The organism is uncultured Desulfosarcina sp., assembly GCF_963664155.2.
In the GTDB taxonomy this organism is placed as follows: domain Bacteria; phylum Desulfobacterota; class Desulfobacteria; order Desulfobacterales; family Desulfosarcinaceae; genus Desulfosarcina.
Genome location: NZ_CAXXXH010000001.1, coordinates 1,563,384 through 1,581,927 on the forward strand (window position 1 = coordinate 1,563,384; position 18,544 = coordinate 1,581,927).

At 51.0% G+C, this 18,544-nt stretch carries 20 protein-coding genes; 11 read left to right on the plus strand and 9 right to left on the minus strand.

What is annotated here, in order from left to right; genetic code table 11:
- Positions 1-6: 6 nt before the first annotated feature.
- Positions 7-486 carry a hypothetical protein gene (locus ACHZBS_RS07065; RefSeq protein WP_319405798.1) on the plus strand — a complete coding sequence of 160 codons (480 nt, stop codon included), beginning with the start codon at positions 7-9 and terminating at the stop codon, positions 484-486.
- A gap of 556 nt (positions 487-1,042) precedes the next feature.
- Here the strand turns inward: ACHZBS_RS07065 and ACHZBS_RS07070 are convergent.
- The 6 genes from ACHZBS_RS07070 to ACHZBS_RS07095 form a co-directional block, all read right to left on the minus strand.
- Positions 1,043-1,846 carry a hypothetical protein gene (locus ACHZBS_RS07070; protein ID WP_319405799.1) on the minus strand — a complete coding sequence of 268 codons (804 nt, stop codon included), beginning with the start codon at positions 1,844-1,846 and terminating at the stop codon, positions 1,043-1,045.
- A gap of 146 nt (positions 1,847-1,992) precedes the next feature.
- Entirely contained in the window at positions 1,993-2,322 is a 330-nt protein-coding gene (locus tag ACHZBS_RS07075; protein WP_319405800.1) for a hypothetical protein, read from the minus strand.
- A complete protein-coding gene (locus ACHZBS_RS07080; RefSeq protein ID WP_319405801.1) occupies positions 2,322-2,594 on the minus strand; it encodes a hypothetical protein in 273 nt (90 codons plus the stop codon). The genes ACHZBS_RS07075 and ACHZBS_RS07080 overlap by 1 nt, the downstream gene beginning before the upstream one ends.
- Positions 2,595-3,035: 441 nt before the next feature.
- The gene (locus ACHZBS_RS07085) at positions 3,036-3,665 is read right to left on the minus strand and encodes a hypothetical protein (RefSeq protein WP_319405802.1); all 630 of its coding nucleotides are present in this window, start codon (positions 3,663-3,665) and stop codon (positions 3,036-3,038) included.
- Positions 3,666-4,414: 749 nt separating this feature from the next.
- Positions 4,415-5,650, minus strand: a complete 1,236-nt coding sequence (locus ACHZBS_RS07090) for a hypothetical protein (RefSeq protein WP_319405803.1) — start codon at positions 5,648-5,650, stop codon at positions 4,415-4,417.
- A 153-nt stretch (positions 5,651-5,803) separates the two neighbouring features.
- On the minus strand, positions 5,804-6,145 hold the full coding sequence (locus ACHZBS_RS07095; RefSeq protein WP_319405804.1) for a hypothetical protein: 342 nt from the start codon (positions 6,143-6,145) through the stop codon (positions 5,804-5,806).
- A 479-nt stretch (positions 6,146-6,624) separates the two neighbouring features.
- Between ACHZBS_RS07095 and ACHZBS_RS07100 the strand changes: the two genes are divergently transcribed.
- Positions 6,625-7,230, plus strand: coding sequence for a tyrosine-type recombinase/integrase (locus tag ACHZBS_RS07100; RefSeq protein ID WP_319405805.1), 606 nt, complete (start codon positions 6,625-6,627; stop codon positions 7,228-7,230).
- A gap of 204 nt (positions 7,231-7,434) precedes the next feature.
- Here ACHZBS_RS07100 and ACHZBS_RS07105 read toward each other — a convergent pair whose 3' ends face one another.
- The gene (locus ACHZBS_RS07105) at positions 7,435-8,253 is read right to left on the minus strand and encodes an FRG domain-containing protein (RefSeq protein WP_319405806.1); all 819 of its coding nucleotides are present in this window, start codon (positions 8,251-8,253) and stop codon (positions 7,435-7,437) included.
- Positions 8,254-8,615: 362 nt separating this feature from the next.
- Here ACHZBS_RS07105 and ACHZBS_RS07110 point away from each other — a divergent pair, with 362 nt between their 5' ends.
- Complete coding sequence (locus ACHZBS_RS07110) at positions 8,616-9,536, plus strand: tetratricopeptide repeat protein (RefSeq protein ID WP_319405807.1); 921 nt, start codon at positions 8,616-8,618, stop codon at positions 9,534-9,536.
- A 23-nt stretch (positions 9,537-9,559) separates the two neighbouring features.
- Positions 9,560-9,802, plus strand: a complete 243-nt coding sequence (locus tag ACHZBS_RS07115; protein ID WP_319405808.1) for a hypothetical protein — start codon at positions 9,560-9,562, stop codon at positions 9,800-9,802.
- On the opposite strand, the gene ACHZBS_RS07120 is transcribed toward ACHZBS_RS07115, so the two are convergent.
- Both ACHZBS_RS07120 and ACHZBS_RS07125 read right to left on the minus strand, forming a co-directional pair.
- Positions 9,786-10,316 carry a thermonuclease family protein gene (locus tag ACHZBS_RS07120; protein WP_319405809.1) on the minus strand — a complete coding sequence of 177 codons (531 nt, stop codon included), beginning with the start codon at positions 10,314-10,316 and terminating at the stop codon, positions 9,786-9,788. The two genes, ACHZBS_RS07115 and ACHZBS_RS07120, sit on opposite strands and share 17 nt — an antisense overlap.
- Before the next feature lie 16 nt (positions 10,317-10,332).
- Complete coding sequence (locus ACHZBS_RS07125; protein ID WP_319405810.1) at positions 10,333-10,995, minus strand: magnesium chelatase domain-containing protein; 663 nt, start codon at positions 10,993-10,995, stop codon at positions 10,333-10,335.
- A gap of 324 nt (positions 10,996-11,319) precedes the next feature.
- Between ACHZBS_RS07125 and lpxC the strand changes: the two genes are divergently transcribed.
- From lpxC to ACHZBS_RS07160, 7 genes are all read left to right on the plus strand, one after another.
- Positions 11,320-12,192, plus strand: coding sequence for a UDP-3-O-acyl-N-acetylglucosamine deacetylase (gene lpxC / locus ACHZBS_RS07130; protein WP_319405811.1), 873 nt, complete (start codon positions 11,320-11,322; stop codon positions 12,190-12,192).
- Positions 12,193-12,314: 122 nt separating this feature from the next.
- A complete protein-coding gene (locus ACHZBS_RS07135) occupies positions 12,315-12,887 on the plus strand; it encodes a DUF4390 domain-containing protein (protein ID WP_319405812.1) in 573 nt (190 codons plus the stop codon).
- A 21-nt stretch (positions 12,888-12,908) separates the two neighbouring features.
- Complete coding sequence (locus ACHZBS_RS07140) at positions 12,909-15,149, plus strand: ATP-binding protein (protein ID WP_319405813.1); 2,241 nt, start codon at positions 12,909-12,911, stop codon at positions 15,147-15,149.
- A gap of 28 nt (positions 15,150-15,177) precedes the next feature.
- Entirely contained in the window at positions 15,178-16,521 is a 1,344-nt protein-coding gene (locus ACHZBS_RS07145) for a sigma-54 dependent transcriptional regulator (protein ID WP_319405814.1), read from the plus strand.
- Complete coding sequence (gene rsmD / locus ACHZBS_RS07150) at positions 16,518-17,072, plus strand: 16S rRNA (guanine(966)-N(2))-methyltransferase RsmD (RefSeq protein ID WP_319405815.1); 555 nt, start codon at positions 16,518-16,520, stop codon at positions 17,070-17,072. Before ACHZBS_RS07145 ends, rsmD begins: the two co-directional genes overlap by 4 nt.
- A gap of 56 nt (positions 17,073-17,128) precedes the next feature.
- Positions 17,129-17,611, plus strand: a complete 483-nt coding sequence (coaD, locus tag ACHZBS_RS07155; protein ID WP_319405816.1) for a pantetheine-phosphate adenylyltransferase — start codon at positions 17,129-17,131, stop codon at positions 17,609-17,611.
- Positions 17,612-17,614: 3 nt separating this feature from the next.
- A complete protein-coding gene (locus ACHZBS_RS07160) occupies positions 17,615-18,511 on the plus strand; it encodes a selenium metabolism-associated LysR family transcriptional regulator (protein WP_319405817.1) in 897 nt (298 codons plus the stop codon).
- The last annotated feature ends 33 nt before the right edge of the window (positions 18,512-18,544 follow it).

Here is an 18,544-nt window from a genome sequence, read left to right on the forward strand (position 1 = left end):
ACATCAATGCTGACCCCATGGATACCGATGAAGAGATCCTGGCGAAGGCGCTGGCAAGCAGCGAAGCTGCGCTCCTCCGAGATCCGCGACACCAAGTCCTACAAGCTGGTGGCCGGTTACGATACCTTCGAAGCGTTCTGTCGGTCGGAGTGGGATATGAAGCGCAGGAACGCTTACTACTACATCGATGCTGCCCAGGTGATCGAGAATGTGCAACATGTTGCACAAATCAAACCCGACAACGTCCGTCAGACCATCCCGATGCAAAAGCTCAAGACCCCCGAAGAACAGCAGAAAGCCTGGACCCGTGTCCTTGAGCTGGCCGGTCCTGACCAGAAGGTCACCGCGAAGCTGGTCAAGAGCGTGGTCGATGAGTTCACTGCACCGGAACCGCCAAAGGAACCTGAGCCGCCGAAGGACATGACTGGCCTCAATAATGTTAAAAATTTTGCACAATTGTGCAGGAAAACCGAAGGCACGCGGTAACGCTTAAGCTCCAATTGGAGCCATTTTGCCGGTACGGGTGTGGTCGATGAGAATGACATAAATTTATGTCAAATCAGGAACGTTAATATTTTAACGCCTTGGTGCCCATGGGCACCATACGGACACGAACAATTGTTCCCTTCTCAGTTTGGTGGGGTGAGCGCCATGGCGCACAGAATGAGACCCATGGTTCTCAAAGTGACGATGACGATGTAAACAATTGTTTACAAAAACCAGCCATCGAAAACGGCCACAATTGTGGCCGTAACATGTGAGATAATTTGAATACAATTGTAGCTGTTTTGTGTCCCATGGGGCACACCATTTTACCACCAGCACCACCAGCAATGACACCCATGGGTGCCAATTGGCACCTCTGTTGTCTGCCATGGCAGACATTTCATCACCTCCACCATTGGGGTGGACGTTACCAATTGGTAACAATTGTTGTCATTCCAAAATCGAAAAATATAGAGACAGAAGCCCCCCCTTCACCTGCTGTTGCTGCTGGTGTTGTGGTAGGAGACTTCCATCTCTATATGGTAACGCTGTGTGACTATCGATTGTTGAGCTTGTATTTCTGGACAATATCATTCAGTGCCGATGCATCACCCAAGTACAGCCGGTTCAATATGGATGCCCGTGCATCCGGTCTGACCTGTGAATGAAGATAGTGCATCATCGCTGCGCCATCGTACCCTGCCCTGTCCAAATGTACGATAGCGCGAGCCTGTGTTCCCTTGATGGCATTGTTCACAATACGGTGAACCTCAGATGCAGGCTTACCTGTTGCCCGTGAGAGAGCCTCAACAGGTTGACCTGTGTCCTTGCCAAGGACCACTTGAGAGATGCATTGGGAAACCTGTTGGTCAACACCCCAATCCCCCAGCTTAGCCCGCATTTCATTAAGTTCATTACTGATGGGCCGTGTGTCCACTGCCTTGCTGTTTGATTGCTGTGCCTGGATGCTCTGCAGCTTCTTGCCTTCATTGATACCCTTGCTCTTGCCGGTCCCGCTGATGGTACCGTCTGCACCTTTAGAGAGCAGGCCAACATTGATGGCTGCCTGGATGGACATTTCAACACCTCCCACGGTAATGGTGGCACCATCCAGCTTGCTCAGGTCATTTAGGGGACGGCCTGTTTTGGTCTTGAGTGTGGAAAGAACATTGTCCCCATTGAAGTCAGCTTCACCCTCACCCACGTTGACCGTGGTGGGCTCCTCTTGGTGGAAACCACCGGATGATGTGACGGTGATGCTGCCGCCATGCTGAAGCTCATCTTGAATGCCAACATACTTCGGTGCTTCAGGTGCCTGCTGTGAGGCGGTGCCCATTTGAATCTCCATAAAATTACTCATTGATTGTGTTCTCCTTTATTTAAATGCTGCTGATGGTTGGTTGGTGCTGATGGTTTAGATGTTAAAAACGAATCCTCTGACGACAAGCAGGACGGATGCCGCGAGCAGTGCGTCCACCATGAGGTAGAACAGGACTTCTGCCATGGTTAATACCTCCGGTGGTCTGCGGGTTTAGGTGGTGCCAGCGCCTTTAGGAGGCTCTCAGATGACCTAAAGACCAGCTGGACATAATGGGTTTTTATAAGCGCCACATGGTGATTGCCAGACAAGACGATTTCAACATAGTTCTTCTCCGTGGCCTGCTGCACGGTCATGTACTGTGCAAGGCCGGTAGAGGCTGAGTGGATGAACACGTGGGATATTTCAATCACCTCCGGGTCAAAGATGACCGATGGGAGAGACCAGACCTTGCCCATGGTTTTCCGTGGTTGGCAGGCGTTCTCTATGGTGCCCAAGGTGGGCCTTGAGTTGGCCATCAGTCGGCCTCCCCGTCTGCTGCTGCTTTGATTTCTGCAACCAAGGCTGCCTCTTGGCGCAGCTTCAGGAGCATGTTAACGACGGCCTGGGAATAGAAGTTTTGAATCTTAATGCCATGCGCTTTGCAGGTCTTTTTAACCTGCTCATGCATACCTGAGAGGCTGATGAAGGTCACCTGTTTGGAGTTGGAGTTGGTGATTCTCAGTCGGGGTTTTTCTACTGCTGCTGCGGTGATGATGCTGGCGGTCTGGCTGGTTGTAATAGTGTTCATGGTGGTTTTGAATCCTTTATTAAGTTGGGTTGATTTATGGTTGGTTGGTGGTGGTGCCGGTGGTGGCTGCCCTCTATTACAGCGCCTCTACCGGTCCCCTGTGCTTGTGTTTATCGTAAGGGATGCCCGCCTTTTTACATGCGTTGAAGCTCCTGAAGAGGCAGCCACACGACCGGGTATCCCCATTTTTCAATGAACCTGAAAAGGTTGTGGTCAACTTCCCGCACCGGAGACACTCACATCGGTAATAGACACCACTGCGGATGTGTGATGGCCGTACAGCCCGCTCAAGGACAACGAGGTACCCGAAGCGCTGACCTACCATTGGGTCTCTTTTAGCGTGCGCTGGGTGAGCGCTGGTGGTGTTGGTGTTGGTGTTCATGGTGGTTTGTGTGCTCCTTTATTTTACGATGGTGGTGTTGATGGTGATGGCTGCGGTCATTATGGAATATCCAAGGCAGACCCCATGGCTTTCAATCGGGTCTGCCCTCGTTGCTCCATCTGCTCTACAGCATCGGCCAGCGTGACCAGCAGGACACCAATGCTGTCTTGAATGTATTTGCCGGCGGCCTTTCGCTCCTGTCCGGTCTTTTGATGTTCACCCCTCATGGGAGCAAGAGCAAACAGCTTCTGTCCCATGACAGCTCTCGTGTGTTCATCACCCTTGACGAATCTCCCCCGGTCCCGGGTGGCAAACAGCCACACACTCCCAACGACGGTAAGGCAGTCCAGAGGATGGACATTGAAGTCAGCCAGTCTGACCAAATGCCGGCCAGTTGGAACCATAGGGGGACTGAGTTTAATAGTGGCAACAGCTACTACCATCCATTGTTCAAAGAAGCGTTTACCGATGGCTATCCCTTTGTGCTCTGGATTGGCCGCTATGACCTTTTGAATCTGGTCAAAGGCTATGGTTAGCCTTGCGTCCGGTATGTCCAGGCCTTCAGGGTGGCCCCAGCGCTGCTGATTGTCTGAATGATGTTGACAGTATCCCGAGATTCGCCAACGGGTTGTATAACACCCATCCACTTTACATTTTTGTTGCTCATTACCTACAATTGCGGCCTGCATTGAGCCTCCATATTTAGGCATTGGTATTTGTTTTTCCTTTCGTTAACATTGAGGCCTTGAATAGGTTAACCGGCTCGGTGAACCATACAAAGACGAAGAGAGATGAAGAATAATAATGAAGGGGACCATCCCCCCAGCCAGCCACATGACCGGCACCAGCCGGCGAGCGCGTTCACCCTGTGAAGGTGTCCTGGGCACCCAACAGCCTACACCCCTCAGGGCATTATGGCTGGTGGATGAGTCAGGGCTTCAGGTTTCAAGAGCAGTGAGCGCGGTGATGCACAGGCTGGGGGGATGGTGTAGAGCTGACCAATGGTTATCAATCAGTGGTCCTAAAGCTGTGGGAGACGGCTATTGAGACCACTCAAAAGGATAACTGAAGGTCAGCTCTGGGACAGCTCAAGAATGTTATTACTATTTTTGGTGTCAATCGCCCGTAGGGCTGGCAAGCTTTAAAGCATGGACACCATCCAACGGATAGCTAACTGTCGGTCAGCAACTGCCCCCGGCAGGGGGTGAGGTCTATCTGTGGCTGACATTGTGTTAGCATGGTGTTGGATAGGATAAGGGTTATTCTTTAAATCTAATGCATGGTGTTGACCAAGTGTTGCAAGGTCTCACCTTCGCTAACGCTCAGGCTCAATCAAAACTAAATGGCAAACTTTACAGCTAACTGTGGGTATTTTCCCTATAAGGGATAGGCCTTCAAAGTACTGGAAATACATATAAAAAAATCAATTCCTGCAGGTTCAATCTGCAGGTTTTCCATTCCAGTGACCTTCCAGCCAGCTAATCAGCAGTCCCCGCATGCGTGCAGAAGGGATGAACACATTGATGGGTTTTCCGTCCCGAACCCGTGAACGCCAGATCCACTGAATCATCTCCGACAGGGCAAACAAGTCCTCATCGATACTGAAACCATCGCCGTTGAGGAAGTCCTTCACGAACGGATGCACATACCGGTTGCAGCAGTAGGCCAGATTCGATCTGTCACGATACATGTTGGTGGCTCTGGCCGTACATGGAACGAATCCACGAGCGTAACCATTGCCACTTAAGGACTGCTTTTGATTCTTGAAGGTCGTCCACATGTTCTCCCCTGACTTACCCTTGGCATGCCATCTGAAGAAAGTGTAGACGCTCTTCTTGAGCTTCTGCTTGTCCGCTTTGCATGCTCTCATGGTGAACCAAGTAGCAGACAGCGAACTATCAGCCTTCCCGGTACCGTTGAGCTTGTCGGAATCATGGATGGTGACCAGTTTCCTGAACTCAGCAATACGGTCAGCCTCAGCCGTCCTGCCACGCTCATGAGGTATCAGCCGGTATCCGGCATCCCTGGAACCAGCGACCGTGAAGTATTCATAATTCAGATTGAACCGGTCAAAGTAGGCCTTCTGAATCTGACCATCGAACAGGTAGGTCAGGTTATAAATTTCCCTGAAGGCACTAAAGATGGGACTCGGAAAGAGCCACATCAGCAGGGTGCCATTGACAAGGACCAGCCTGCCCATCTCGGCCATGCGCTGATATTCAGCGAACTCATCGAAGGCCTCTTCCTGGCCAGCACGGACACGAAAAAAGGAACCATCATAATCTTTGACGGTCTGGAGCCTGAGGACTTCCCGGTTGAACATGGCTGCTACCTTTTCAGGTTTTAGCTTCAGTGGCTCGACCACATCCATGACCTCATCCATGACGAGGGTGTAACCTCGGATACGAATCAGGTCCAGGGTGGTATCATCCAACCGTTTGAACAGTTCATGGGTCGATGCAATATTACGACCATCGGCCAGGAGAAGCTTCAGGGCATCCGATTTGTTCTTACTGCCAGCGCCATCCTTAGGCTCAACAAATTCACGGCCAGGACAATCATCGATAATCCGCTGAACCTCCGACAGGAACGGCGTGATATAAAGGTACCGCTTGCCGCTGTTCTTTTGGTCGTTCATCATCTGGACTGCCCAGGATGTCTTGCCGGCACCCATGACACCGTCTACAATCTTAATGGTTGATTGCTGTTTGATTTTCATTTCACCCCCTCAGAAACGACAAAGGCACCGGACCCCATGGTGGTGGTCTCAGTGCCTCTGCGCCGCTGCTGTGTTGCAGTTTAAATTGTTGTTGGTGGTTGTGTGACTCTAATCACCCGAGTGAATACACGGGAACTCCTCCGGTAGCTCCAGGGCCTCCCCATGTTCATCCTCATCATCCTCAGGGAACACAGGCAAGCTTACATCAAGCTCCTCCATCGCCTTCATGGCATCCTCTTCATCCTGCCGTTGCTGGTCACTGAAGGCCTCCTGAGCTGCCGTGTGGTGTATGAAATCGACAGACTGCTTGATGAACTGATTGAGTTCCTTCAGGATGGAGCCGGTCAGCTTCATGTCTCCATTCTTACAGGATGCTACCATGGTCTTGCACAGGTCAAATGAGTCCTCCCATAGGGTCTCAAGCTCCTGTTTCTTTGCTTCAAAGTCCATTGTGTTGCTGTCACCTCCCTTCATGTGGTCGGTTGTGTGTGTATATGTGGTGCGCCTTACCAGCCGTTATCACCCCGATGGTGATGTTGCGGATATCATGGCGCTTTAGTCCTTCTAAGGTGAGCCGTAAGCGCCAATCTAATTAAAACAGTAGGTTAGCTCTATCTCAGCCTATCGTTAACTATATTCTTAGCTTCTTTCTCTCCTAAGGTGGGCTGTAAGCGCGAATTGAACAATATCAGGTGGTTACCATAATTTGAGGTAAACACAATCTCAGGACCGGTGGACACAGCCAATGAACTGGTTAACAAATAGGCTAAAGTTAACGAGTTGACCCGTGGAGTTGATAATAATGAATGATATTGGTGTATTATAGATGGTGGCAAAATAAAGAGCTGGAATGGGTGTTGACAACTGGTTAAGATTTAGGCATATTGTGTCTATTAGTTAACTAATATTTCAACCACGGAGGCCAGCTAATGGCGCAGAAGAACACCACCATCAAGAACCCCAACCATCCCAAGATAGGAGACTCCATCAAGGTGGACCCCATCAAAGACATCAAGGACATCAAATCCATCAAGAGGCTGCTCAGTGATAAACCTCGGGATCTGTGTCTGTTCACCCTGGGCATCAACACCAACCTGAGGGCGTCTGACCTGCTGCGGATTACAGTGCGGATGGTGAAGGATTTGAAGGCAGGCGATGAGCTGACACTAAAGGAAAAGAAGACAGGCAAGCACCGTCGAATCACCCTCAACAAGGCGGCCACAGAGGCTATCCAGGGCCTGCTTAAGAGCCGTGAATACAAGGATGAAGACCCATTGTTCACTGGTCAGAGAGGGCCTCTAACGGTCCCCTCAGTCAACAGGCTGGTAAAGCAGTGGTGTCAGTCGGTCAACCTGAAGGGTAACTTCGGCAGCCACACAATGCGAAAGACGTTCGGGTATCATCAGAGGGTGTCCTTCGGAGTTGGCCTCCCTGAGTTGGTGGATATATTCAACCACAGCAGCCAGAGGCAGACCATGACGTATCTGTGCATCCAGCCTGAAGAGGTCAAGAATGTTTACATGAATGAGTTGTAATCGTGAATGAGAACCAGCGGCAGTGGCAATATCCCTATGCGCTATTACAAACAGCCGACCGCCGATAATGCTTAGGAGGGTACGTGCGTGTGTTCCTTTAGATGGACCGGCGAGGGCCTACGGGGGAGAACTTGGCCACGTCACGTATAAGATACCGGTTCATATTTTTGGGTTGGAAATGAAAGCTTTATCAGTATTGACAATCTACCATCCTACTGATGGCCCCTCATTTGGTAAGTTTGTCTTAGCTAATAAATTCAATTGTTCGCTAAGAGTTGGTCCAATAGTATCTGGTGAAAAGTGCATGGTTTTTAAGCCTCTGCAAATACCACCAATGCTTGGAAACAACGTCATTTCATTAATGCCCATCCAATTGAGTTCTTTTAGAACCAATGGTTTTTCTTTGACTGAGAGCAAAGCTGTATATAGAAAATTCGTTTGGTTTTGTATTGCCCTTTCAAGAATGTATTGTTCCATTTCTTCTATATTGGTCAATGTAAAGCAACCCTGTTGTGCGATAATTCTAGGATTATGCTTTGCATATGGCTTTAAAATACTTACAAATCCTTTGGACGTATCTCTTAAGTCATAAAGTTGTTCAAATGATTTAAGCCACTGTAAGTGATCAAAAAGATATATCTTTACGTTATCGCTTTGTGGCTGAACATCATTAACACCTTTGAATGCGAAGTAAGCTGCAATATAGGGGGATAGAGTCCAGTCAAGTAAAGGAGTTGGAAACCCATGGTGCTGTATTAACGCAAGAAAAGCACCGAATTCCTCTTGCACCCTTAGGTTGATAATTTCATCATGGACAGCACAAAGATGATAGTGGATATCTGGTATGATAACATCAAGGTAATCAAGGAGAGATAGCTTTTTATGTATAGCCTCTCTATGGAATGTAGTTTGTAGCTTCCAATACTCATTAGATTGTCCTCGGCACAGAAAGCTGGTTTTACTTTGGATAAGAGTGCTGACCCAGCTTTTGTATCCATCCCATGTCATCTTCCCATCAGTCATTGGTACCTCTACTATCCTAAACAACGTAATAGGGGAAAATTAGATCCCTTTAATGTAATACCATACAGTCAATACGGTAAGTCATCAAGCCCAATCCATCCTATGCCAAATCAAAAAGGATTCACGAAATGCTGATCCAGCAGTCTTTGCTGGTTCAAACCTTGGTCATAAAGAGGTTATGTGGATAGAAAGCATTCAGCGGTCTTCAGGGATTCCATATCCCTTGCCACCCCTCACCCATTGTGGTAACGAGATATCGTTTAATACCTGTCCGCTGTGTTCCACAGATCCATCCACAGATAGTGTTCCAAGATTGAGTTCCATAGCCATCATTTCAGGATGAGATGAGGGGGTGTCCGCATATGAATCAGAGATGGTCGATATTGAAATGGTGGGGGCTGGTCATCGTTTTTTGTTGTTCATATATTTTCGCGGAGGTCGTTTGTGGAATCTGCGGCAGTGAGGAACCAAAAAACTCAAAAGTCATAGACAATTTCCTTAATGCTCAAATAGCATACGACTTGGGTTTAAGTCACTTTACAGGTAGTGGAGTCCCACAAGACTACTCTGAAGCTCTAAGACTGTTCCATAAAGCGGCAGAACTTGGAAACATCGATGCTACATATACTTTGGGGATAATGTACGACAAGGGTTTAGGTGTTCCAGTCAATTATCAAGAAGCTTTGAAATGGTATGATAAAGCTGCTTATTGGGGTAATGTCAGAGCGATGTTTGATGTTGGTCATATGTATTACAAAGGCAAAGGTGTCCCTGTGAATTACCCATTGGCTCTTGAATGGTACAAGAAAGCTGCCGAAAAAGGCCACGAAATCGCTCAAAGTAATCTTGGTGTTATGTATCGAGGAGGACAGGGTGTTCCTGTAAACAATATAGAAGCTCTACAATGGTTCTTAAAAGCAGCTGAACAAGGAAACAAAATAGCGCAATACAATGCCGGAACGATGTACGATTTTGGGGAAGGAGGGCCTGTAAATTATCAGGAAGCGAAGAAATGGTATTTGGAAGCTGCCATGCAGGGATTCCCATACGCTCAATTCAATTTGGGATTGATTTATGGTGTTGGAAAAGGAGTGCCTTTAAATTACCAAAAAGCCTATATATGGATGAGTCTTGCCGCTGCCCAAGGTCACCAACAGGCAACGGAAAATATGGGAATCCTTACCAACATGATGCCCCCCGAACAGATCGCAGAGGCTCAGAAAGAAGCTGCTGTGTTGTGGGAAAAGATTCAGAAACGGAATGAACAAAAGCAGGACCAATAGATGGATAAACAAAGGAGACTATTATGAATGAGAATTACAATGAAATGGATAACGAAAGACTGATAGATGAATGCATCAATCCAAACTTAGAACGTACTGAAAAAGCAAAGGCTGTCTTTCTCTCACGTCAAACTACGGCCATTCAGGACACCGCAGAGCACACTAAGCGCTATACCAAGTACATGTTTTGGACCATGCTATTTACAGCGTTAACAGCCTTTGCTGCCTTCCTTACCATGCTATTTCAGGTTATTTCACCCTCCTGAACTCCCAAGGCGGCACCGCACTACCATCAACCCACAACCCCAACCCCCTACCCTTAGCCGTCTGTTCCACCTCCAGCCAGCCAGCGCAGAAATCAGCCTTGCAATATTTTCGGTACACCCAAGCATACCCTTCCCTGACAATGGCCTCATTGAGGCTCTCAGCCCCACTGATAGGGTACACCATGCCCACTGTCCGACCATACCTGTCTGTATCCATTGGGACCACCTTAACGGTCTTCCTGAACACTTGGTCTGATGTGAACTGTTTGGCCCTCTTCCCGAAGGCCTGCTTCATTTCAGGGGTGTCGATACCGTATAGCCGTATCTTTTCACCCTTGCCATTATGAAGGACCGTGATGGTGTCTCCATCGGATATGCCGACCACCTCACCTTGCCAAGCAGCCGCAGGGTGCGGCCATGGGGTGTCACTGAGAGCGAGGGCGGGCGCTGGATGGCATGACAGCAACAGAACCAGACCGACCATAAGGAAGCTGACGAAAATTGATTTTTTCATATGTGGGGTATTGCAATCATAATGTGAGCACATTGTGGCCGCCGGCCGCAGAGATTTCTAGCGCTCGCTTGGCATGCTCCTGGCCCATCACTTCGGAAAAATCCGTCCCTGAACAATCAGGAGCATCAAACACGGCTCGCAGGTCAGTCTTTAACGGAAGAATAGACCCGAACCCTCTGAGAAAATCCACGACCTGGCCCAGGGTGCGCACCGGATAAACGGAGAGATCCGACACCACGGATGCTTCTTTGCCGTTATCCGCGGGAACCACAATGCCGCGGTATCCCGCTTTCTGAGCCGCGATGGCCATGGGCAAGGAGCCGTTAACCGGCTTAACGCGGCCGTCCAGGGACAGCTCACCCAAAAACAGGTAACCGGAAATGGCTTTTTCGGAAAGGATGCCGGTGGCGGACAGAATCCCTAAAGCCATGGGCAGGTCGAAGCCTGTCCCCTCCTTTTTAATGTTGGCCGGGGCTAGGTTGACGGTGATCCGATCCGCCGGAAACGTGTAGCCAGAGTTCGTAATAGCAGATTTAACCCGTTCCCGGCTCTCCTTGACCGCCGCTTCCGGCAGGCCCACCGTCGTGAAGGTCGGCAGTCCCTGGGCAATATCCACTTCCACTTCCACCAGATAAGCATCGATACCGATCACGGCACTGCTCAATACCCTGGCCAGCAAATTCCACCTCCCTAAAAAATAACGGATTACTTCGTACGAAACGTGCGAAGTAAAATGTATATCAAGCCCGTCACCCAAGAACAACGGTTTTGTATAAGAATCAAATTCCTATCGGAATAACAATTAAATGTTGTCAAAAGAAAAGCGGGTGATTAAGATTGCCGGTAGGCAAGAAACACCCTTTCTCGCTCGTTGTCTACATAGGCGGGTTTAAGCGGGAAAAAGGATTGCGGCGAAAATCAACCGCACATTACTGTAAAAATTGACGCGGCGGCTCATGCATCCGCTCAGGACTGATCGAAACGCGTCAGGATATATCAAAAAATGAAACACCACCAGCAAACCATCAGCATGCCGGCAAGCTGTTCCGGTGTCGGTGTGCATTCGGGAAAAACCGTCAACCTCACCATCAAGCCTGCACCGGTCAATCACGGCATTCGTTTTGTCCGCAGTGATCTTCCCGGCCACCCCGGGGTCACCGCCCATTTCAACAACGTCGTGGACACGAGTCTGGCCACCGTCATTGGTGCCGAGGGCTGCATCGTCTCCACGGTCGAGCATTTGATGGCCGGATTCACCGGCATGTCCATTGACAACGCCGTTGTCGAAGTGGACGCCTATGAATTGCCCATCATGGACGGCAGCGCCGGCCCCTTTACCCAACTGATCAAATCAGCAGGAACCCTTCGCCAGGATGGGCGTAAATGCTATTTTAAAGTGAACGAGCCCATTTCCCTATCTGAAAACGGGAAGTCCGTCACTGTTTATCCGGCCGACGAATTCAGGATTACCTGCACCATCGCCTACGATCACCCGCTCATCGGCACCCAGACCTGCGATTTTGTCATCGGCCGGGAAACCTTTGAGAAAGAGATCTGTGCGGCCCGGACTTTCGGTTTTCTCCATGAGGTGGAAATGATGAAGCGCTATGGTCTGGCCCGGGGCGGTTCATTGGACAATGCCGTGGTAATCGACGGCAATCGAGTGCTCAACGAGGGAGGCTTGCGCTATCCGGACGAGTTCGTTCGCCACAAATTGCTTGACTGCATCGGCGATTTTTCCCTAATCGGTATGCCCATCATGGGACATGTAATCGCCAACAGATCCGGTCACGCATTCAACCATGCCTTTCTGGAGAAGTTCTTCAAGGAAAAAGGCTCCTGGGAAACCTGCACCATGGCAACTCATCCGGCATGAACCCGTCCTGCCTCCGGGCACCCGCCGCAAAACACCTTGCCATTTTTCAACAGTTCCGGTATGGTTATTTTTTGTATTGTTTTCTTCTATTTAGTCAACCTCGAGAATCCAGCGGCACATCCATGAACCAATCCAGCCAGCGAGTTACCGGCTTTATAGTGTGGGTTATCCTTCTTTTGCCGATCCATGGAATAGCCATGGCCAAGGATGCCTCGCTCACCAACATTATTGTCACCAACACTAGGGACGATCTGCTGGTTTACCTGTCGGTGGAGGGTGCCTTTACCCAAAAAATGGAGGATGCGGTAAAGAATGGAGTGCCGGCGTCATTCACATTTTTCATCAATCTTTACCGAACCCGAAGCATGTGGTTAGACAAAAAGATGGCGGATCTAACCATCACCCACACCATCAAATACAACAGCCTTAAAAAAGAATATGCCGTATCCCGCTCATGGGACAGCAACAGCCCCGTGATCCTTCAATCCTTCGATGCGGCGAAAAAACTCATGACCGAGATCGACAGCCTCAAAGTGATCCCGCTGGGACTGCTGGAAAGGGGCAAACAATACCAGATCCAGGCAAAGGCAAAACTCAGCCGGGTAACGCTGCCCTATTATCTGCACTACGTCCTTTTTTTTCTCTCCCTCTGGGATTTTGAAACCGACTGGTATACCATCGATTTTATCTATTAACCGATTTTCCCACATGCCCTCATGATCTTCGGCAAACGCAGCCCTACACCAAAACCGATCCTCTCGGAAGAAGAACGCAAACGCCGCAAACGGGAGGCGGTGCTCAGTATCGTCATCATCGTGGTGGTGACCGTGCTCACACTGGTGGAAAACCGGGTGATCACCTTCGGTGCAGATATCCCGGTTTCCAACACCATCTTGATGTTCATTCTGATCAACATCAACATGCTGTTGTTGATCCTGTTGATCTTTCTCGTGTTTCGGAACCTGGTGAAGCTGCTCTACGCCCGGCGCCGAAAAGTCATGGGTGCCCGGCTGCGGACCCGATTGGTCATGGCCTTTGTGGCCCTGTCCCTACTGCCCACCATCATCCTATTTTTCTTTTCCATCAATTTTATCACCAACAGCATCGAATTCTGGTTCACCGTTCCCGTTGAGCAGGCGTTGGAGAAATCCCTTCTGGTCGGCCAGCAGTTCTATCGTGAAAACGAAATCCGCCAGCGCTTTTTTTTGGAGCGGATCTCCTATCAGATCCAGCGAAAAAACTTGACCGAACCTGACAAACTCAAAGAACTCACCCATTACATTCAGGTGGTTCAGCGCGAGTTCGACCTTGACACGGTGGAGGTCTATTCGGCAAATTACAACCGCCTCACCTATGCCCTGGGGCAAGACCTGGAAAATGTTGCCGTTGAAGCCGCCCCCCCGGGTGCGTTTATCAAGGACGCCGGCGAAAAGGAGGTGCGCACCCTCACCGGAACGCTGAGCGACGGGGAACTGCTCCGAACGATCGGAACGATACCCTTTGGGGTTGCCCCGGAAACGGCCACCGCCCATGTGGTCCTGGGTCTCTTTATTCCACCGGACCTGGCGGAAAACATGGAATCCATTTCCAGGGGAATCGACGAATACCAGCAGATCAAGCTGCTGAAAAAGCCTATTCAGATCACCTACTATATTACCCTGTCCATTGTGGCCCTGCTGGTTATCTTCTGCGCCGTGTGGTTTGGCTTCTACCTGGCCAAAACCATCACCATTCCCATCATGGACCTGGCTGCCGGCACACGGCGAGTGGCCGAGGGAGATCTCACCGTCACCATCGACAGCGATGCGACAGACGATGAAATCGGCAGTCTCGTGGATGCTTTCAACAAGATGACGAGGGACCTGCGCTCCGGTCGCCAGCAGTTGGAATTGTCCGCCCGCAAACTCACCGAACAAAACCAGGAAATCGAGGAACGGCGGCAATATATGGAAATCGTATTGAAAAATGTTTCCGCCGGTGTCATCACCCTGGATGCCGACGGCATCATTACCACCTTCAACAAATCAGCGGAACGAATGCTCAGCCTTGACGCCGGGCAGGTCTTGGACAAACATTATGAAGATTTGCTGAACACCGAACACCTTCAATTTGCCGAAGACATCATGGATCGGGTCACTTCGGTGCGGGACCAGACCCTGGAAATTCCTCTGCGGGTCTCGGTAAACCGACAACCGCGGACATTTCTCGTATATGTCAACGCCCTGAAAGATGAACAGGGACGCCCCATGGGCATCGTCATGGTATTCGATGACCTGACGGAACTTGAAAAAGCCCAGCGAATGGCCGCCTGGCGAGAAGTGGCCCGGCGCATCGCCCATGAGGTGAAAAACCCGCTCACCCCCATCAGCCTGTCAGCCCAGCGGCTTAAAAGGCGTTATTCAGAGCGTATCAACGAACCGGTGTTCGACGAGTGCACCCGCATGATCATCGACCACGTTGACCTGATCCGCAACCTGGTCAACGAGTTCTCCACTTTCGCCCGCTTTCCCACGGCCGACCCCAAGGCCTGCCAGCTGCCCCCCATCATCGAAGAGACCGTCTCCCTATACCGGGAAGGGCATCCGGGTATCGTCTTCGATGTCCGGATCAGTGAAGACATCCCCCAGATGAACCTGGACCGTCAGCAGTTCAAACAGGCCATGATCAACCTGGTTGACAACGCCGTAGCCGCCGTTCGCAACCAGGGCCACATTGCCATCACGGCTGCCTACGATCCCATTTTGAAGCTGGTCCGCTTAGAAGTGGCCGACGACGGCACCGGCATCGCCGACAGAGACAAAATCCGGCTGTTCGAACCCAACTTTTCCACCAAGAAGGCTGGCATGGGCCTGGGCCTGACCATCGTCAACTCCATTGTCACCGACCACAACGGTATGATACGGGTGCAGGACAATCTGCCGAAGGGGGCGAAATTTGTTATCGAACTGCCGGCTTGAAATCGTTTCTTGAGAAAGGAAACCCCATATGTTCCCCTCTATATTAATTGTCGACGACGAGCCATCGATTCTTCAGTCCCTCAGCGGCTTGCTCACCGACGAAGGGTTTGAGGTCATCACCGCCAACAATGGCTATGAAGCCCTGAAGGTTATCGATACCGAAGCACCGGATCTGGTGCTGCTGGACATCTGGATGCCGGGAATCGACGGCATTGAAACGCTGAAAGAAATCAAAAAAAACAATGCTGCCCTGCCGGTGATCATCATCACCGGCCACGGCAACGTGGAAACCGCGGTCAAAGCCACCAAACTAGGAGCCTTCGACCTCATCGAAAAACCCCTGAATATCGACAAAGTCATTGTTGCCATCAATAACGCCCTCAATTTCCGCCGCCTGGAGGAAGAGAACCGCTTCCTGCGGAAAAAAACCATTGAAAAGCACTCCATCAGTGGCGTCAGTTCACCGGTGCAGGCACTGAAGATGCAGATCGCCACCGTTGCCCCCACCGAATCCTGGGTGCTGATTAAAGGGGAAAACGGCACCGGCAAGGAACTGGTGGCAAGAACCATCCACCAGTTGAGCCCGCGAGCCGAATCCCCAATGATCGATGTTAACTGCGCGGCAATTCCCGAAACACTCATCGAAAGTGAACTGTTCGGCCATGAAAAAGGGGCCCTTTCCGGCTCCAGCACCAAAAAACGGGGCAAGTTCGAGATGGCCAACACCGGCACCATTTTTCTGGACGAGATCGCCGATATGAGCCTGGTCACCCAGGCCAAAATCCTGCGCGTCCTCGATGAGAAAAAATTTCAGCGGGTGGGCGGTGGCCGAGTTTTGACAACGGATGTGAGGGTAATCGCGGCCACCAACAAGGATTTGGAGGCGGAAATCGAAAACGGAAGTTTCAGGGAAGATCTGTATTATCGCCTCAACGTGGTCCCCATCGAGGTCCCGCCACTCCGGGATCGGGCCAAAGACATCCCGGCCCTGGCGGAAATTTTCCTGACCGAGGCCGCCGCCAGCAACCGTGAGAAGCGCAAGACATTATCCTCCAATGCGTTGGAAATTTTAACGAAATACACCTGGCCGGGCAATGTGCGGGAACTGAAAAATCTCATCGAACGATTGGCTATCATGGTTCAAAAAGACACTATCACCGTCAGGGATCTTCCCGCCAACCTCTCGGACCAGAAAACCGCTGTGAGTGAACTCTTTTCCATTGACGGCATGGAAAAGGCCCGCATCGCTTTTGAAGCCGAATATGTCCGCAAAAAACTGGCCGCCCACGACAATGATGTGGCCAAGACCGCCAAGGCCATCGGTGTCAAACCAAAATATATCAAGTCGCTGATAACGGCAAACAAAGGATGAGAGTCATCAGCGGGACGCTAAAAGGCAGACGGCTGAGGGCTCCCGCCGGCATGGCCACCCGACCGACTGCCGACCGGATCAAAGAGTCCGTGTTCAATATCCTGGGCGGCAGCCTTCAAGCCAAACACGTGCTGGATCTGTTTGCCGGTACCGGAGCCCTGGGTATCGAGGCGCTGAGCCGTGGTGCCGCCTCAGCCGTCTTCATGGATCAGGCAAAGGCGGCCCTTTCCGCCATCCGGTACAATATCCGGGAACTGGGGCTGGAAGATCGCACCCGCGTGATCCACTGGAATATCCTGAAGAACCTCAACTGCCTGATATCGGAACGAGATGCCTTCGACCTGGTCTTCATGGATCCTCCCTATGAAATCAATGCCGTGGCACCGACGTTGGCCGGCCTTTTATCATGCGGGGCACTTTCCTCCGGCGCCTGTGTGGTCATCGAGCACAGCACCCGGGAGCCCATCCTCCGCACCATGGGCAAGCTGACCCTTAGAGACCAGCGTCGATTCGGGAAAACCCTTGTTTCTTTTATGGATACCATGCTATAGCCCTTTCCCGACAATTGTTCGATCCCCTTGGCTGTTTTCAATCGCTGGGAGTCTTCATGCAACGTATCGCCATCTATCCCGGATCCTTCGATCCCGTAACGAATGGACACATCGACATTGCCAAACGCGGCTTGAAGCTGTTCGACCGAATCATCATCGCCATTCTGCTCAATCCCGGCAAAAATGCGCTGTTCACTGTGGAGGAGCGCTTGGAAATGCTGAATGAATCCATGTCAGGCATCGACCATATCGAATTTGACACCTTCGACGGCCTGCTCGTGGACTACGCCCAGAAGCGGAATGCCAATGCCGTTCTGCGGGGGATGCGCGCCGTTTCCGATTTCGAATATGAGTTCCAGCTGGCGCTGATGAACAGAAAACTCAACCGGGAGGTTGAGACGGTATTTCTCATGACCGGCCTGCGCTGGATTTTTACCAGCTCATCTATCATCAAGGAGGCCGCCCGCTTTGGCGGCGACGTCTCGGACATGGTGCCCCCCGGAGTCAATCACCGAATTAAAACAAAATTCGGATTTTAAGCCATGGACCTGTGGCAGCTTCAAATTTTCTGCAAGGTGGTGGACCTCAAAAGCTTTTCGCGGGCGGGCCGGGCAGTGCACCTCTCCCAACCCACCGTCTCCAGTCACATCAAGGATCTGGAGGATCACTTCGATTGCCGGCTCATCGATCGACTGGCCAAGGAGGTCCTGCCCTCGAAGGCCGGACGCCTGCTTTACCGCTACGCCAAACGGATGATCACCCTGCGCGATGAAGCCGAAAGCGCCATGGCTGAATTCAAGGGAAAGGTCAAGGGAAGCCTGAATCTGGGTGGCAGCACGATCCCCGGCGCCTTCGTGCTGCCGGCGATCATCGGCGCTTTTACCAGGCGCTTTCCGGAAGTCAGCGTCAGCCTCACCATTGCCGACACGCGACAGATCATCGAGGCGATTCTATCCGGCGATCTGGAACTGGGTGTGGTGGGCGCCGTTTCCACCAATCCAAGCATTTTGCAGACCCATTTGGTGGAAGATGAAATGTGCCTGGTGGTGCCGAGCGATCACCGATGGTCCGGGAAAAAACGGGTCACGACAAAACAACTGTTCACCGAGCCCTTTATTATCCGTGAGCACGGATCGGGGACCCTCAAATCCATCCAGACCAGTTTTTCCGAAGGGGGGTTGAACATCAATGATTTGAAGGTGGTGGCCCGTATCGGCAGCACCGAAGCGATCCGCCAGGCGATCAAAAACCGCATGGGGGTATCGATTCTTTCGGCTATCGCGGTATCCGACGATGTGGCGGCGGGCAATCTGAAAAAATTGACCATTGACGGCCTGAATCTCAAGCGGGCCTTTTACCTCACCCATCATCGGCACCGAAGCATCTCCCCTTTATGCCAGACCTTTATGGAGTTCATCAACAGCCAGGTCCCCACCTAAAACCTGACCGTATCAAGTGGTTTGGACCGTTTT